Genomic DNA, 17961 nt, shown 5'->3' on the forward strand with positions numbered 1-17961 from the left:
ATAAGCTAACATTTTATTTATTTGGATCAAGGATCACATTACTTTCTATACGGCGAGACAATCGTATTCCCTGTTTCCGCATGCTGAGACACAATAACAAAGTCTTGATACAAACGATGAATGTTGGCTTTTGTCAAAACATCGCTCGGTTTCCCTTCCGCTATTATCTGCCCTTGCTCCACTAAAATAAGACGGTCACAAAATTCTGCTGCCGTATTTAAGTTATGGATAGCCACTAATGCCGACTTACCTTGCTGACATTGTTGATATAACACATTCATCAGTTGTGATTCATGGCCAATATCCAAGCTTGCTGTCGGTTCATCAAGTAACATTAATGGTGCCCCTTGCACGAGTAAACGCGCAAAATGGACCAGCTGTTTCTCACCACCCGATAAAGCGGTAATAGAACGGTCTTTTAAATGGTCAATACCCACTAAGGTTAACGCCTCGATGGTTTTCGCAGCAATCGCTTTAGCAGACATAGGTTGCGTTTGTTGCTGCACATGAAAACCAAAACCGACTGTTTCCATCACACTAAATGGGAATGCAGTTTCACTGTATTGTGGTAAATAACTTAAATCACGTGCACGGTCGATATCCGATAATTTGGTTAATGACAGGCCCTTTATTAATACCTCTCCACGGTTGTATTTTTGAAAGCCACTTAAGCATTTCATCAAGGTACTTTTACCTGCGCCATTAGGACCGATAATACCCACCAGCTCACCCGCTTGAATCGACAGTGAAATATCGCTTAATAAGGTTTTTTCTCCGGCGTTATAACCCAACTTGGAAACGATCAATAATGCAGAACTCATACAAAGCTGCCTTTACGCTGAAAACGAATGATTAACGCAATGAAATAACAACCACCAATAAAAGACGTAATAATCCCCACTTTTAATTCATTGGGGGCAATGATCCATCGTCCTAACAGGTCACAAGCAAGGAGGAAAATAACCCCGAACAAGGCAGAAAAAGGTAACAATTTTTCATGGGTAGGGCCGACGATCAACCGCACCAAATGCGGAACCATCAAACCAATGAAACCAATCGGCCCCGCGACTGCAATCGACATCGCGGTTAATAACGTCGAAAACATCAATAACTTGAGCCGCGTTTTCTTGATGTTCAACCCCATACCATGGGCATTTTCTTCCCCTAACGCCAGTAAATTTAACGCCCGACACTCTCTTAATAACAACGCAGATACCACCACAATAATCGGTGCTGGCCACATCAATTGCGACCAAGTACGACCGTCTAATCCACCCATCGCCCAGAATACAAATTGGCTCATTTCATATTGTTGCGCCATCAAGAGTAGGCCCATTCTGGCACCGCCGAGTAAACTTGATAACGCCAACCCGGTTAGAATCAAAAACAAAATCTGCGTTGACGCATGGCGAGACGCTAACAGATAAATAACCGCCGCAGCAGCCAATGCACCCACAGTCGTAAAAATAGGTAACCACATCGGGTTCATGAACGAAAATCCCGTCACAATAGCAAGCACAGCGCCAAAACTACTACCAGCACTGACACCTAACACATCAGGACTAGCAAGTGGGTTTCTAAACAAACCTTGTGTACATGCTCCAGCCAACGCCAACGAGCCACCCGCTAATATAGCCGCACAAGCACGGGGTAAACGAATGTGTAACACGACTGCTGACGCTAACGGTTGCTCTGTTAAAGCAAGTTCGCTACCGCCAACAAAATACGCTTTAAACAATGCCAAGATATCGCTAATAGGAATATGAATAGCGCCAAAGCTAAGATAGAGCAAAAACAAGCCGCAAAATAACAACACAGAGAACAGCGTTTGTACTGCAGTAAGTCGATAGAATGGCATGATTAACTCTTATATACAGCGTGATTTATAAAACGGATAGCATCGACAAAATACTGACTGTATACGCCTCTCAGCGCATGAGGTACTTGATACACACGGTTGTTTTTAATTGCATTCACCGATTGTAGCGAAGGGTCAGTTAAGACTTGTTGTTTAAATTGTTCGGCAGTACTTTCGTTACCATATACCCACGCCGGTATAAACAATACATCCGGATTTAACACGATAATCATTTCTTTAGAAACGGGCACTTGGCCATATTTATCCGTCGCATAATCTTTAATAATATTATCCACATGCGCTTGTTCTAATAAACCATTCCATGACGAGTCTTGACCACTGGATGTTCCCCACGGATTGTAGTCCATCCCAGTCAGTTTGTGCTTGGCAGGAATAATGTCTGACTTTAAGCGTGCACGCATACGAGCAACAATCTGTTGCGCGGCTTCATTATGATTGACGATTTTGCCAACCCGTAAGATTTCAGCCTCGATCTCGTCGATATTTTTCGGTGCCTGTAAACGAAAGACCGTAATGCCAGCGCGCTCTAGCATGCTTAGCTTAGCCGCATCACTCCAATTAGCGGCGAAGACAATATCTGGGCGATTGGCGATGATCATTTCAATATTCAGCCCCAATAGCGGCACACTTTCAGGTAAACGATCAATAATGAGTGAGTAGTTCGGGTTAATAGCGAGGTCGGTTAAGCTCGATAATGCAGTCTCATCAACGAGTTCTAATAATACGGCGTCAGTAAACAAGGTTTTTGATGAAATTCGTTGAGGCTGTTCTTCAATGACAATCTCTCGACCTAAACCGTCAGTCACCGTCAATGGATAACGGGTATTCGCCAAAGATGAAGATGAAATAAAAATAAAAATAATTAACGTGTAAAAAATATGCTTAAAACTAGCCCAAGGCATGGTAACTCCTGTAAATCGCGTACAAATTAAAACGTTTTACCTGATTGTAAACCGTGATCTTCGTATCTGACTCAGTGCCGATAACATCATTGCTCATGTCATCGATACCACACAGTGGCGCGCCCGTTACGGATTTTCACCGTATTCCGAAGATGCTGGGTATTGTACGTGGCTATAGCAAGATATTCTACATAAGCACCCTAAAGAAAATACAACGAATTCAACTGTTACCTGTAAATCACCAGTCATGTTAAGGTAGCGAATTATAATTCCAATTAAACGGTAACGTGATGACATTAAAAGCGTCAGGCAATATAGATGAACTTTGCTATCCTTTCATCTTTGAAGACAGTCCACTTTGTGACTTTGAGATATTAACGGATGAGTTATGTACTTATACCGGATTAGCGTTATCGCAAGTAACCAACACTGAAGTACGAGCATCACTCGAACGTTTACAACCAAAGATTTTTAATTTGAATGGCTCTATTCGTGGTAAATGTGGGATATTTGAAGAAGACATACAAGCGCTTTTAACAGACTTTAATTACTTTAAAGCCCAAGTCACTGATGATGCTAAACGCTTTGTACTGCCAAGAGGTACAGGACCAGTGATCCAGCTGCATCAATGTCGTAGTTTAAGTAAGAAAGTCGTGCGCCAATTAGTACTGGTTGATAAAGCCGGCAAGAAAATACCAGAAACCTTGCCTCGTTTTGCGAATACGTTAACGAATTATTACTTCGCGCTAACACGGGTATTAAATCAAGACGCAGGTATCGAAGAACCTGAGTATGTCAGTATTAATTACCCCAAACCAAGCTAGCTGCATCTGGCTTTATTCACTGACTACAGCCGTAATATTTTATGATAGCTCGCAACTTCAACATCAAATTGTGTATGCTGACGTAAATGATCCCGCATTGCTTCACTCGCATCGGGATCACCGTGCACTAATTGGATCTGAGTGTTTTTAGTCAGCTTTGACGCTTGCAGCCAATTGGTTAAATCAACATAGTCACCATGGCCAGATAAACCATGTAATACCTCAACATCGGCTTTTACCTGCAACCATTCGCCATGAATTTTGACACTCTCACAACCTGCCAGCATTTTCGCACCGCGCGTACCGCCACTGACATAACCAATAAACAGTATTGTGGTACGGTGATCGCCAATCCGTCGTTTCATGTGGTGAATAATACGTCCCCCCGTGGCCATGCCACTACCAGCAATAATAATATGTGGCATGACAATATCATGCAGTAATTTTGATTCTTCCACATCACGCGTGAATTTAACCAAATTGGTCATATCATGGCATTGCGCTCTGTTTAACCGGTGCAACTCATCAAACTGGCAGTAAATATCAAACACACTGATCGCCATGGGGCTATCGAGATAAATGGGTAATTTGGGGATACGCTCTTCAGCAATCAAGGTGGCTAACATATGTTGAATAGCTTCAGTTCTACCCACAGCAAAGCTCGGTATTAATAATACCCCGCCCTTTTTCGCCGTCGCGTTAACTACCTTGGCTAATTGTTCATACGGGTCCTCATTACCATGCAAGCGATTACCATAGGTAGATTCAAGCATTAATAAATCAAGATCAGGTAAAGGTTTAGGTGGATACATGATGACGTCATTCGGTTGACCTACATCACCAGAGAAGCCGACACGTTTACCTTCGGCCTGCAAAATAGCACTCGCGGCCCCTAAAATATGACCTGCTGTTTGCAATGTCACGGTAATATCGCCAATGGTAAAAGCCTTGTCGAACGACACAGCTTTGAAGAGTACCAAGCTTGCCTCTGCTGCCGCCTTGTCATACAAGGGTTCTGGTTTACCATGTTTACTGATTTTATATTTATTAAAATAACGCGCGTCTTCTTCTTGGATCTTACCGCTATCGGGCAACAGAATACCGCATAAACTAATCGTCGCAGCATGTGCATAGATAGGGCCTCGGTAACCTTGTTTATATAACGCTGGAATAAAGCCTGAATGATCTAAATGAGCGTGAGTAAGGACGATAGCATCGAGGGATTGAATATCTAACGGTAGTGGTTCACGATTACGCTCTCGCAACCATTTGTAGCCCTGATACAAACCACAGTCGACTAAAATTTTAGTATTACCAGATTCCACAAAGTACTTTGAACCAGTCACCGTTTCAGTGCCACCGAGAAAGGTAATATTCATCGTTTACGCTCCTACTTAATATGATCGTCAATAACCACCAAAGCCTGATGATTATTTGTTGGCAATACTAAATTAAGATTAGAAGATAAAACCACAAGATCCATAACAGTATTCAACAAATGTAATTATACTTTTATAATCATGTTAAGTCCTTACTAGAAAAATCCTTTAAGGCCCAAGCTATGTATAATCCTGAGTTCAGACGCCAACGCTCAGTTTATTGAGAGCCTGATGAAACAATTCATGTGTACAACGTTTTTCCTCGGAGGTGGGTCGGTTATCATTTTCGTAAATCCAATCACAAGATTTAAGAATCGATTCACGCTCATGAATACTCGTTTCTGTCCGTGATTCGGACGGTGTCGCCAGTGCCGTTAATTCAATAATTAAACGACAATTATTATAATTAAACGGGACGCGCTGAAAGGCTTTATACGCATATTTTATGGCCAGGTTACCAGCATTATCTTGTCGCTGCTCTTGTGCTTTATCTGTCAGTTCTTTTCCCTCTTGCAAACGTTGTTGAGTTTCATTCTTAGCCCCCTCTAGCATCTTAATTTGACTTAACATTAAAATATCATCATTGGTGTTTTTACACAGCGCTTGCGCGCGTTCAACCGATTCCTCATATAACTCAGGGACACCACATAATCCATATAAGCGAACAATGTTTAACTCAGTATAAAAATCAACGGCCTGATTTTTGATAGCTTTAATTTGATGTATAACAATCAAGGCATTCTTAATATCACCATGAATATATGCCAAAATTCCAAGCCCAACTAACAAGCTAAATTCAGCAACACAGTTCCCTTTGGCGAGCACACTATACCCGTGAATTTTATATTGTGCCTGACTGATCAATTCAGCCTGTTCTTGACTCGAATCTGTGTATAAACTTGCCAATAATAGCGAGACATAGGTATTCATTGCAATACCATCACTATAGCGACTGGTATCTTCTACTTTGGTAATAAAACGCTGGAATCCTGTAGCAGCCTTACCGTGTTGTTGCAGTGCAGTATATAAATTAGCGAGGATTAACTCACGATGAGGATTAGCAGGATTAATTTTGTGCACTGCATCAAACTCACGGATAGCATCCGGTAAGTTATCTCTTACCAGCATGCATTTAGCAAGGTTTTGTCGTGCGACTGGTTGCCTGGGGTGTTTGGTTAATATCTTATTAAAAATATCTTCCGCTTTATCTAAATCCCCTAACGATTGATAGGTTTGGCCTAAACCGATTTCAGACCAAATACAATTACTTTCTTCACACGATTTCCGATAAAATAATAATGCCTCATCGTGGCGTTTTAACCGTAATAAACAATCACCATAAATACGATTGATATATGTCATATACTGGGGATGGGTACTACGGAACTGCTCACATAATACTAACACTTGTTGATATTCTTGATGATCCATGCCAGATAGCAAGGGTGCGATGACTTTTTTACGCGCTAACACAACTTCAATACGATGAATAAATTCTTTTGCGCAAAAAGGTTTAAGTAAATAATCATCAGGTTCTAATTCAATAAAATACGTCACAACAGAAAGTGAACTGTCGCCTGTCACACAAATAAACACAGTATCGAATGCAATTAACTTACGCTGTTTTGCTTCATCAAAAATAAGGGCACCATCAATGTGGTGATTCATGTTGTAGTCACAGATGACTACATCATAACGATGTTGAGATAATAAACGAATGGATTTTAAACTGTCCGTGGTGCTATCAATAAATTCATTTGCAACACCCGCACCATTTAAGATCCAGCGTATTAAAGAGATCGCGACGACTGAATCATCAATCACTAAAAATCGTTTTTTATTAATCACGTTACACTCCAATTCCATCTGAAACATATCCCTTATTAAATATAGAGGAGAGGTTGTCATCTGCCAGAAATAAAGCTTAATATTATGATAATTATAGTGTTTAAAACACCATGATATCGCTAACAGCGAATAAAATGTCAACCTTATGTGATCTTGAGGTGAAGTACCGCTGAACAAATAAAAAAGCCAGCTTTCGCTGGCTTTTATGTTAAACACCATGATTCACTCTAACAAAGCACGGTTAAATTAATCTTATATGTTATTTATAATTTATTTCAGCAATGACTCGACGATTTTCTAAACGTCCTTCTTTAGTATCATTACTCGCAATTGGTTGCTCTTCTCCATAACCTACAGCAGTAACACGCGTCGCTTCAATAGCATATTCACTCACGATAGTATCGCGAACCGCATCAGCACGACGTTGTGATAATGTCTTATTGTAAGCTGCATCACCGCTACTATCGGAATGTCCTGCAATTTCAACATTAGCATTTGCAAATTGCGTCATCAAATCGGCAACGGCTTTAATTTCCGGCTTTGCACTTTCTGGAATTTCTGCCGAATTATTTGCAAATTTAACTTCTAACTTAATCGATTCAGGTTGTTCCATGGCAACGACTATCGCACAACCATTTTCATCTAAGTTATCCAGTGATGGACTATCTGGGCATTGATCCAAATAATCTGGGATACCATCACCATCACGGTCTAATGCACAGCCTTTATCATCGACATAAACACCACTTGGTGTCTCTGGACATTGGTCTATGTCATCGAGAATGGCATCACCGTCACCATCAAGTAGCGCCACAGCAGCGACTGGAGCAGGTTTATTCTCGCCACCAAAGGCATAACTGACACCGACAGTGACTAATGAATCCCAGCGTTCATCATCTAAACTATTGATAATTTTAGCCTGTAAACGCGCAGACCATTTTTCATTAAAATGATAACGACTACCTAAACCAAGATTAAGCTGGGTCTCTTTGGTATCAGCAGATCCTGAATCAAATGTACCATGACCGACACCAGCATTTAAAAACGGCTGCCAATTACCTAGTTCAGGGGTGTAATAGAGTCCATCAAGGGTGTATTGATCGTTGTCTATGTCAACATTTCCAACTTTAGCGTCAGGGTTACTATAGAGGTAACTAATCTCTGCACCAAACTTAGGGCTAATGACATACTCGCCACCTATCACCAACGCCTCACTATCATCAACACCCAGTTCTGATCCAAACATATGATAACCAACAGCAGGGTTTAAATAGGTTTTACCTTCCGTTTCAGCAAGTGCTGGTTGCGCAGAGGCAATCATTGCACACATAATTAAACTTAACTTTCCTTTGATATCTTTCATCAATCATCTCCTTGTTTTTTAACAAGAGTAGCTGATTAATATTGAAAATGCCTGGTTTGATTAATGATATTGTAACTATACTTATAAACGGAATCAGAATGCCCGACTAAAAGATGGCCGATGACTAACCCAAGCAGTTAACCAGTACACCGTAGGTCACATCAGCATTTAAACACTACTCCTAAATGCATATTTTAATATTTATGTGAATACATCCCCCTAAACGCATATTAATATATGTATAATAAATGTCTAATTTTAAGCTTTTTATATTAAAAGATGAGATATATGATTAGAAAATACTGTAAATTTTCAATAAACAACCAAAAAACACATAAACTGCACATTGCACTATTGTTGTTTATTTTCATTTATTCAACCTATGAACTACTAGAAAATCATGATCTTATCTTTACTCTCGGTTTTGTTATTATCATTCCATCATTAATATTACTGGCTAAATCATCGGAATATGCAAGAAAATACTATCCTTCAAACCGTTAGCAATATACGCACAATAAAAAAGGCAAGAGTATCACCTTCTTAACGGTGTTCCCCTTGCCTTTCAATTTCATCTGTTACTATTTTATGACGATTATTTTACTGCTGTATGCGTAGCATATGCATCGTAACTCAAGTCGTTGCCGTTCTGTTTTAGCTCGCTGGCAGCCAACGATAAAATACCGTCGATAGCGGTGGTAGCGTTAATCGCACTGAATCATTAAGTCCCTGACTCTGTACTTTCTCACTATCTGCGCTGCTAACAAGTGGATAATTACTGCCTGCGTAACAGGCCGCATCAGTGTTTAATAACAGCTCATAACGACCGGCATTCGGGATCCCGAGGCGGAAATTATCTCTTGGTATCGGCGTGAAGTTACTGATCACCAAGATACGTTCGCCATTGTCACTAATACGTTCATGCGCGAGTACACTTTCAGATTTATTGTCTTGTAAGCGCCATTCAAAACCAGCAGGATCACAATCAAGTTGATACAAGGCAGCTTGTGCCTGATAAAGTTGATTTAAATCTGCCGTTAAACGCTGAACACCGGCATTATTGGGATTAGCCAATACTCCCCAATCAAGCTGGGCATCATGGTTCCACTCGGCTAACTGGCCTAATTCAGCGCCCATAAAGTTGAGTTTTTTACCCGGTTGACCGTACATATAACCGGTATAAGCCCGTAAATTAGCAAACTTCTGCCATTCATCACCCGGCATTTTTCCCAACAAAGAACCTTTACCATACACAACTTCATCATGCGACAAAGCCAACACATAGTTTTCACTAAATGCATAAACTAACGGGAACGTGATGGTATCGTGATGGTATTGACGGTTAATAGGTTCTTCTTGCATATAGCTCAAGCTATCGTGCATCCAGCCCATATTCCATTTAAAGCCAAACCCTAATCCGCCCAAGAAAGTCGGCTTAGAGACTCCCGGATAGGCTGTAGATTCTTCTGCAATCGTCATGGCATTAGGAAAGTGGGTATACACTTCTTCATTCATCCACTTCAATACCTTAATGGTATCGTAGTTGTGATTACCACCATCGCAATTCGGGATCCACTCGCCATCATTACGCGAATAATCCAGATACAACATAGACGCCACCGCATCCACGCGAATACCATCCACATGAAATTGCTCTAACCAATACAAGCTATTCGATACTAAAAAGCGTTGTACATGGTCACGGCCACAATCATAAATATAACTGTGCCAGTCTTGATGCCAACCGCGTTTAGGATCCGGATCATTAAATAATGGCGTGCCATCGAAATTAGTTAAACCGTGGTCATCTTCAGGAAAATGCGCTGGCACCCAATCGATAATAACGCCGATGCCGGCTTGGTGGCACTGGTCGACAAAAAATTTAAAGTCATCAGGGTGACCAAACCGACTGGTCGGTGCAAACATGCCTATCGGTTGATAACCCCAAGAACCATAGAACGGATGCTCTGAAATCGGCATCAATTCGACATGGGTGTAATGCATTTTTTGTAAGTACGGGATCAGCTTTGCGGCCAATTCTCGGTATGTTAAGAACTCACCCTCGTCATTACGTAACCACGAACCAACATGCAATTCATAAAATGACAGCGCTTGCTCATGCTTAGCTGTTACAGGGCGTTGTTGCCATGCTTCATCTTGCCATTGATAGCTGTCTTGCTGATATACCAAGGATGCAAACGAAGGGTACTGCTCTGCATGTGCCCCCCATGGATCGGTTTTATGTGGCAAGCTCTTACCATTGCTATCAACAATGGCAAACTTATAACGCTCACCAACTTTTAAGTCTGTAATGAATACACCCCACAAGCCCGCATCTAATTGACGCAAAGCATGATCGTTGGTATTCCAGTCATTAAAATCACCAATAACACTGACTTTACTCGCGTGCGGTGCAAATACTAAAAAGCGTACACCGGATATACGCGAGCCGTCATGCATGAAGCTAACACACTGCGCCCCCATCTCTTTATGCATGAGTTTTGGGGTATGCAAGGTTTCCATGCTTGGCATTAAATCGGGGTATTGCTCAAGATTGTGGATCACGGCCACATTAGCCTTCGCCACGACACTGCGAACGGCTTTTGAAGATGCCTGCATTGAAATATCCTTCTTCTCATTAAAGCAAAAAAAGGAGACTGGCAAACCAGACTCCTTGTTTAATTTAAACTGATACGAGTTAATTTAAACTTATACTATGTACATAGTTATGTTCTTAACTTATCACAAACCAAACCTATTAATCAGCACATACGCTGGCTTTTGCACGCGCAGTGGTCAACTCAGCCGCTAAATAATTAACATTCGGACAGCTAAACATATCATCCAATGTGGCGGATAGCTTACGACGCCAGTTCGGATATTCATCAACCGTACCGGGGACGTTAACAGGTTTATCCATGGCTAACCAGTCTTCGAGCTGTAAACTCAGCAAGCTACTTGAACCTGCCGCTAAATGTAATTGCAGGCTGTTACTCAGCGCCTGATCCATCGGTACATAATCGGCATTGCGACCAACTGATTCAGCCAGTTTACCGTGCCAAGAGACACTATTAAGTATTTCTTGTTTTGACTTGCTGCGATCATCAAACAAGCCATTTAACTGAGATTGATCTGGATATAAACCGATAGTTTGGCCTAATTTAAGGTCTTCACAATGCCAGAAGCCACGTAATGTTGGCATGTCATGCGTACATAAGGTTGCCATTGATTGCGGTTGATAATGTGCAGGTGAAAAATAACCACCATCTTCCGCAGTTTCAAAAAAGAATACTTTGTAAGAATGAATACCCGCTTCACTTAACAAGCTAACGATTTCATCAGGCACAGTACCCAGATCTTCACCAATCACAGCGCACTGATGACGTTGACTTTCTAACGCCAAAATAGCCAGCATATCTTGCACTGGATAATACATATAAGCGCCAGATGTGGCTTTTTCACCTTTCGGGATCCACCACAGACGTAATAGACCTAATACATGGTCGATACGCAACGCACCACAATGCTGCATGTTGGCACGTAATAGTTGAATAAAGGCATCATAAGCAGTGGCTTTTAACTGCGCTGGATTCAGCGGTGGTAAGCCCCAGTTTTGCCCTAAAGGCCCTAATACATCCGGCGGCGCGCCAATGCTAACGTCTTGACATAAGGTACCGTCATCAGCCCACACTTCCGCACCACTATCGGCAACACCTACCGCAAGGTCGCGGTAAAGTCCCATGTGCATGCCTTGCGCTAACGCAAACTTTTGCACATCGCCAATCTGTTCATCAGCAATCCACTGCAAGTACATATATTGTTGAATGGCTGGTTGATTTTGTTTAATAAATGTTTGTACTGCATCGCTATTAATATCACGTAGTTCAGCCGGGAATACTTGCCAACCCCACACGCTATCGTCTTTATCATGTAGCTGTTGATGCAGGGCATCGAAGGTGGCTTGATGCTTTAAGCTTTCGCCACCTTTGGCTACAAACGCCGTGAACGCTTGCGCTCGAGTGCTATTCGTCGCTAAGTGACGTTGTTGGAATTCGGTAAATAACAACGGTAACACACTCATTTTCAAGCGTGATACTTCGCTGTAATCGACCCACTCCGTTGCACGTACTGCGTGTAAACCTTGTTGAAATTCATTGCTACCAACACGCTGTTGCGCCGCAGAGCACAAGGCAAATTCAGGTACTGCAGACACATCTATGTATAACAGATTTAGCCAGCGACGCGATGATGGGCTGTACGGGCTAGCGCCTTCTGGATTGGCTGGGAATAAAGAATGAATTGGGTTCAAACCAACAAAATCACCACCACGGGCAGCAATATCAGCCACCAGCTGTTTCAAATCGCCGAAGTCACCAATACCCCAGTTATGATCGGTTTTCAGGGTATACAGCTGAATACTTGGGCCCCAAGACTTATTGCCTTGTTCAATCGCAGGTTGTTTGTAACACGCTTTAGGCGCAATGATAAGCGTCATTGCATACGGCGATTTACGACGACGGCGTAATACCTGTAATTGGTGATAACCCAACGCTAGATCACTCGGTAAAGAAAAGGTTAACACCCCGCCTTCATCACGCGCATCGCTGATAATTTGTGATTGCAGATAACCTTCAATCACTTCACCTTGTTCTGTCGTTAGTTGCCAGCTAAAGTCACTGACTCTGGCGCTTAAGCCCAAATTCAGCTCAATATGAATCGGCTCATCTTTTTTAACGACCTTAACCGCCGCTAAAATGGGTGTTTGGTGTTTTTTCTCCGCCGATGCCAGCAGTTTTTGTTCAGATTCAGTGTCATACCCTAGCGCGGCTAATAAGCTGGTTAGCGTTTCATCAGAAACTAATTCGTTATTACCCCAAGCGTTGGTATAGCTATCTGCTATACCCGCTTGTGCAGCAACTTGTTTCAGCACATTACTTTGTTCCATTCTATCCTCCATGAATACTTAACGGCTAACCGCGTTTAGTTTCCAGATGTTGTTAGCATAATCACGAATACTACGATCAGAGCTGAACTTACCATTGCGTGCAGTATTTAAAATGGCCATTTTTGCCCAGCCTTGCTGGTCACAATATTGCTTATCAATACGTGTTTGCGCTTGCACATAATCTGCAAAGTCAGCTAATACAAGATACGGGTCGCCGCCTTCTAATAAGCTGTGGCGTGTTGCATTCAACAAACCAGGTTGGCCCGGGGTAAACTCATCACCTTGTAATAAATCTAACGATGCGCGCAGTAATCGGTCTGAATTATAATAATCATTGGCGTTATAGCCTTGCGCCTGCAGTGCTTGCACTTCATCCACGTTTAGACCGAAGATAAAGATGTTGTCGTCACCGACTTCTTCACGGATCTCAACGTTCGCACCGTCCATCGTACCGACTGTCAACGCACCATTCAGTGCCATTTTCATATTACCGGTACCAGAAGCTTCTTTACCCGCTGTCGAGATCTGTTCAGACACATCTGCTGCCGGGATAATGATTTCTGCTAGACTGACGCGATAATCCGGCATAAATACTACTTTTAAGGTATCACCGATTCGCGGATCGTTGTTAATCTTTTCTGCCACCTTGTTAATTGCAAAGATAATTTCTTTAGCTAGCTCATATCCTGGCGCTGCTTTTGAAGCAAAAATAAACACTCGTGGCTGCATTTTGAAATCAGCATCGTTAATTAAACGGTGATACAGCGACAAAATATGCAATAAGTTAAGGTGCTGACGCTTATATTCGTGCAGACGTTTAATCTGTACATCGAAAATGGCGTCTGGATTAAGGGTAATATCCATATGCTCAGCAACCCAATCCGCTAAACGCTGTTTGTTGGCTTTTTTCACTCGCATAAAGTCAGTTTGGAATTGGCTATCATCGGCAAATTTTTCTAATTTTGCGAGTTGGTCGAGATCTTTGATCCAGCCATTACCAATTTTACTGCTAATTAAATCTGACAATAATGGGTTACAAAATTTCAACCAGCGACGTGGCGTAACACCATTAGTAACATTATGTAATCGACCCGGGAAGAGTTCATTAAACTCAGGGAATAAATCACGTTTCACCAACTCTGAATGCATCGCAGCAACACCGTTTACCGCATACGTACTGGCAACACATAAGTTAGCCATGCGAACACGACGTTCACTACCTTCTTGGATAATTGACAGTTTGCGTAATTTATCTAAATCGTTTGGCCATTTGTCTGCAACTGCGCCCATAAGACGTAAGTTAATGTCAAAGATGATCTCCATGTGACGTGGTAATAACGTCATCATCAAGTTTTCACCCCAAGTCTCGAGTGCTTCAGGTAACAAGGTATGGTTGGTATAAGCAAAGGTTTTTGAGCTGATTGCCCAAGCGTCATCCCAGCTTAATTTATGTTCATCAAGCAAGATGCGTAATAATTCAGGAATCGCAATTGTTGGATGGGTATCGTTAAGTTGAATAGACTCTAACTTAGCTAAATCAGTGATTGCATGGCCTGCCGCTTTATGGCGACGTAAAATATCCGCAACCGAACAAGCACAATGGAAATACTGCTGCATTAAGCGCAGCTCTTTACCTTTATCGTGATTATCATTTGGATATAAGACTTTGGTTAGGTTACCAGCTTGAATATTGCTTGCTTGCGCTGCAACATAATTACCTTCGTCAAAACGATTCAGGTTAAACGGTGCCGGCGCGCGACATTCCCATAAACGCAGTGGATAGACAGAATTATTGTTATAACCAACAATCGGTAAATCCCACGCCATACCATCTACTTGTAAACCCGGTACCCAGCGGCGTTGGCTGATGCGATCATTATCTGTGTATTCTTCAACATGACCATAAAAACCGACTTTTTGCGCTAACTCAGGACGAATAACTTCCCAAGGATAACCGGTTTCATCACGCCATACATCCGGCGCTTCTTGTTGACGTCCGTCATCAAAACTTTGCTTAAACAGGCCATATTCATAATGTAAGCCATAACCTACCGCAGGATATTCTTCTGCAGCCAGTGAATCCATGAAACAAGCCGCTAGACGGCCTAAACCACCATTACCTAATGCTGGATCGCGTTCTTCTTCTAATAAGTCAGTCAGGTTTTGGCCGAACTCTGCCATCGCGACAGTAACTTCTTCATACAGACCCATGCTGATCAGGTTATTACCAGTCAAGCGGCCAATCAGGAATTCTAATGATAGGTAGTTAACGCTACGGGCATTTTTTATTTTCGGATCTTGCTCGGTAGCCAACAAGTTCATCGTGGTTGTTTCTGCTAGTGCATATTCCATTGCTAAGCGCCACGTATGGGCATCGGCTTGCGCTGGTACTGTGACTAATTTTGTCGTTAGGTATCTATTAACGGCGGCTTGGAATGCTGTTTTATCAAAGCTTTTGTTTACTGTCGATTTCATCTTATATCCTAATGCAATGCTGCAGGTTCAAAGTTTTATTAAAGATTAAATAGTTAAAATTCGGTAACGTTCAAATTAAGTAAAAGTTAAAATTAGATAAAAGTTCATGAGATGAATCTTGCCTGAATGCGTAAACACCAACATCCTCCTACGCCTACAAATTCAAGGAGGAGTCGTTTAGGAGTAGCGTAGGCGTAGATGAGCGACTTCTAGGCGCGTGGGCGCGTCGGCGTGATAGAGCTCGCAGTTTATGGGGGAGGATGAGCGAATTTCAGTGATTTAAGTCGCGTTATTAGTTTGGCTAAATCACCCATCGTTTGTCTAAACAGCAGAAAGTTAAACAAGCGACAGAGATTATAAAACCATTAATCTAAAGTAAATAAGATAAAAACGGTTATGAAACAGCCGACATAATAATAGCGCGACTGCTTAGTCCTGCATCCAGATTTACCGTCAAGGTAGACGTTGGCCGCGGATACAGCGCTTCGCCGGTCCACAGATCTCGCCACATCACCGGAGAGTCAGCCACTAAGGTGTGCTCAACCGCCTCACTATCAGCGTAATTAAACAAACAGTGCAGTTGATACTGCTGGGCTAATTGCAAAATACTGTGGTTATTGGCTAACGATTGGAACTGGGCAGATTCTTGGCTTAAGCGCTGACGAGTAAGCAGCTTAGTCCAAGTATGTTTAGCAAACTCCGTTAATGCCGGTAAGGGATCGCCCGATAAGGCCAGTCCGCCAGTAGCCAGAATAACATCACGATGAAATTCATAATTATCTTGATCTGTACTTTGGTCGACTAACGAAGTTAAGGTGATGCAATCAGGATCTATTTGCCATAATTGGCGATGTTGCCAACTGCGATTAAACGCCTCTTTGGCAATTTGTTCAAAACGTTCAGGTCGACGTTCCACATCGTCAGATACCCGCATCGCATCGACTAACCCCAACGACGGCCACATTGGCGCATTACAACCCAGTACCAACGCATCACCCGCACCGTCAATAATCGCCTGCATACCTAAACGATAGGCTTCAACACCAGTGATGCCTTTCTGCAATCGCTGACCGCGTAAGCTACCCCAGTAATTTGCATCTAGCTTGAATAATTCTACGCCCCACTCTTGCTGCATAGTACGAACAACCGCAGTTAAATGCGCTTGCACCTCGACATTGGAGGTATCGAGGATATACCAAGGCGTACAACGCCAACCGCCATAAGTAATGTCTTCCGCTTTTAACAAGTCATCATTAGCATGGCGAATAAACCAATCAGGATGCTGTTTAAATACGTCAGACTCTGCCTGGGCAATAAACGGCGCTAACCAAATCGCGGGTTTCTTGCCCCTGGCTTTAATCGACTGTAATAAGCTTTTAATGCCGTGCGGAAATTTATCTGATGGTGTTAACCAATCCCCCATGAAAGCCTGATAGCCATCATCGAGCAATACCCATTCCAGCTCAGATTGGCTAGCACACATAACATCGACATTATCTAAAATATGTTGTTCAGTGACCTGTGCATAATAAGCGTACCAAGAACACCAACCGATTGGTGCATCGACAGTTACCCCTGGGCGACGCGGATGCTGGAGCTCGATCTTAGCGCTATAATCGGCATAAACATCGGCTAACACCGTACCTTTAATGACAGTGATAGATTCCATCTGTTTACTACGCCAATCTTGCGTCTGGGTATGTTCACCATCAATAAAGGCCATGATGTTAATGCCAGCTTGATGTTGCTGGATCTCAAAATAACCAGCAAAGCGCTGACACGAGGTAAAACCAAATAGGGTAAACCCTACCGTTTCTTCAATGACTAAATAATTATAGAAACGCTTTTCTGCTTGCGCGGGGTATAAACGATAACTGGCATTATTATCGGGGCAACGGCCAATATCTTGCGGCGCATTCAGCTGGCCGCCGGTTTGGGCGAGCATTTGAAAACCATCACCGAGTATTCTGGCATCATCCTCAATCTGAGTCGGAAACTGCAGCACAGGAAAGTGATCATCGATTAACTGGTTATCTAGCCCATTAAATTGCAAGCTGATTTGCTCATTGATTAATGCATAACTTAAATCGGATTGCAGTGGAATAGCGGTTTGAGAATTGGCAAATATCATTGAAGTCATGTTAATAACCTTATAAATATTGTTGAAATGATAATACGTTACTCCTAATCACCCGCTTTGGGGGATTTGAATAGTATTTTTGTGTCATTTAAATGTAACAAAGTGAAACAAACAGTAGGTTTATCACCGTATTTCCTCTCATATTTAGATATTATCTAATCATTACTTAGTTATTATTTAATTTTTATTAATGAAAGTTAAATAAT

Annotated in this window: 11 protein-coding genes; 1 reads left to right on the forward strand and 10 read right to left on the reverse strand. The window is 42.1% G+C overall.

Going from position 1 to position 17961, the window contains the following annotated elements; translation table 11 throughout:
• Positions 1-38: 38 nt before the first annotated feature.
• From A923_RS0106420 to A923_RS0106430, 3 genes are read right to left on the reverse strand one after another with little or no spacing between them, the layout of a single operon-like run.
• On the reverse strand, positions 39-821 hold the full coding sequence (locus A923_RS0106420; RefSeq protein WP_017220840.1) for an ABC transporter ATP-binding protein: 783 nt from the start codon (positions 819-821) through the stop codon (positions 39-41).
• On the reverse strand, positions 818-1858 hold the full coding sequence (locus A923_RS0106425) for a FecCD family ABC transporter permease (protein WP_017220841.1): 1041 nt from the start codon (positions 1856-1858) through the stop codon (positions 818-820). Before A923_RS0106425 ends, A923_RS0106420 begins: the two co-directional genes overlap by 4 nt.
• A 2-nt stretch (positions 1859-1860) precedes the next feature.
• Entirely contained in the window at positions 1861-2781 is a 921-nt protein-coding gene (locus A923_RS0106430; RefSeq protein ID WP_017220842.1) for an ABC transporter substrate-binding protein, read from the reverse strand.
• 290 nt (positions 2782-3071) lie between these two features.
• Between A923_RS0106430 and A923_RS0106435 the strand changes: the two genes are divergently transcribed.
• On the forward strand, positions 3072-3605 hold the full coding sequence (locus tag A923_RS0106435) for an adenosyltransferase (RefSeq protein ID WP_017220843.1): 534 nt from the start codon (positions 3072-3074) through the stop codon (positions 3603-3605).
• Between the two features lie 23 nt (positions 3606-3628).
• On the opposite strand, the gene A923_RS0106440 is transcribed toward A923_RS0106435, so the two are convergent.
• The 7 genes from A923_RS0106440 to A923_RS0106470 form a co-directional block, all read right to left on the reverse strand.
• Positions 3629-4984 carry an MBL fold metallo-hydrolase RNA specificity domain-containing protein gene (locus tag A923_RS0106440; RefSeq protein ID WP_017220844.1) on the reverse strand — a complete coding sequence of 452 codons (1356 nt, stop codon included), beginning with the start codon at positions 4982-4984 and terminating at the stop codon, positions 3629-3631.
• 198 nt (positions 4985-5182) lie between these two features.
• Complete coding sequence (locus A923_RS0106445; RefSeq protein ID WP_237716184.1) at positions 5183-6832, reverse strand: response regulator; 1650 nt, start codon at positions 6830-6832, stop codon at positions 5183-5185.
• Between the two features lie 259 nt (positions 6833-7091).
• Positions 7092-8195: an OmpA family protein gene (locus A923_RS0106450; protein WP_017220846.1), complete on the reverse strand. Its 1104-nt coding sequence runs from the start codon at positions 8193-8195 to the stop codon at positions 7092-7094.
• 654 nt (positions 8196-8849) lie between these two features.
• Positions 8850-10814: a 1,4-alpha-glucan branching protein GlgB gene (gene glgB, locus A923_RS0106455; protein ID WP_017220847.1), complete on the reverse strand. Its 1965-nt coding sequence runs from the start codon at positions 10812-10814 to the stop codon at positions 8850-8852.
• A gap of 139 nt (positions 10815-10953) precedes the next feature.
• Positions 10954-13140, reverse strand: a complete 2187-nt coding sequence (gene malQ / locus A923_RS0106460; protein ID WP_017220848.1) for a 4-alpha-glucanotransferase — start codon at positions 13138-13140, stop codon at positions 10954-10956.
• Between the two features lie 18 nt (positions 13141-13158).
• On the reverse strand, positions 13159-15615 hold the full coding sequence (locus tag A923_RS0106465) for a glycogen/starch/alpha-glucan phosphorylase (RefSeq protein WP_017220849.1): 2457 nt from the start codon (positions 15613-15615) through the stop codon (positions 13159-13161).
• A gap of 394 nt (positions 15616-16009) precedes the next feature.
• Entirely contained in the window at positions 16010-17755 is a 1746-nt protein-coding gene (locus tag A923_RS0106470) for a glycoside hydrolase family 36 protein (protein ID WP_017220850.1), read from the reverse strand.
• Positions 17756-17961 lie beyond the last annotated feature (206 nt).

The organism is Moritella dasanensis ArB 0140, assembly GCF_000276805.1.
In the GTDB taxonomy this organism is placed as follows: domain Bacteria; phylum Pseudomonadota; class Gammaproteobacteria; order Enterobacterales; family Moritellaceae; genus Moritella; species Moritella dasanensis.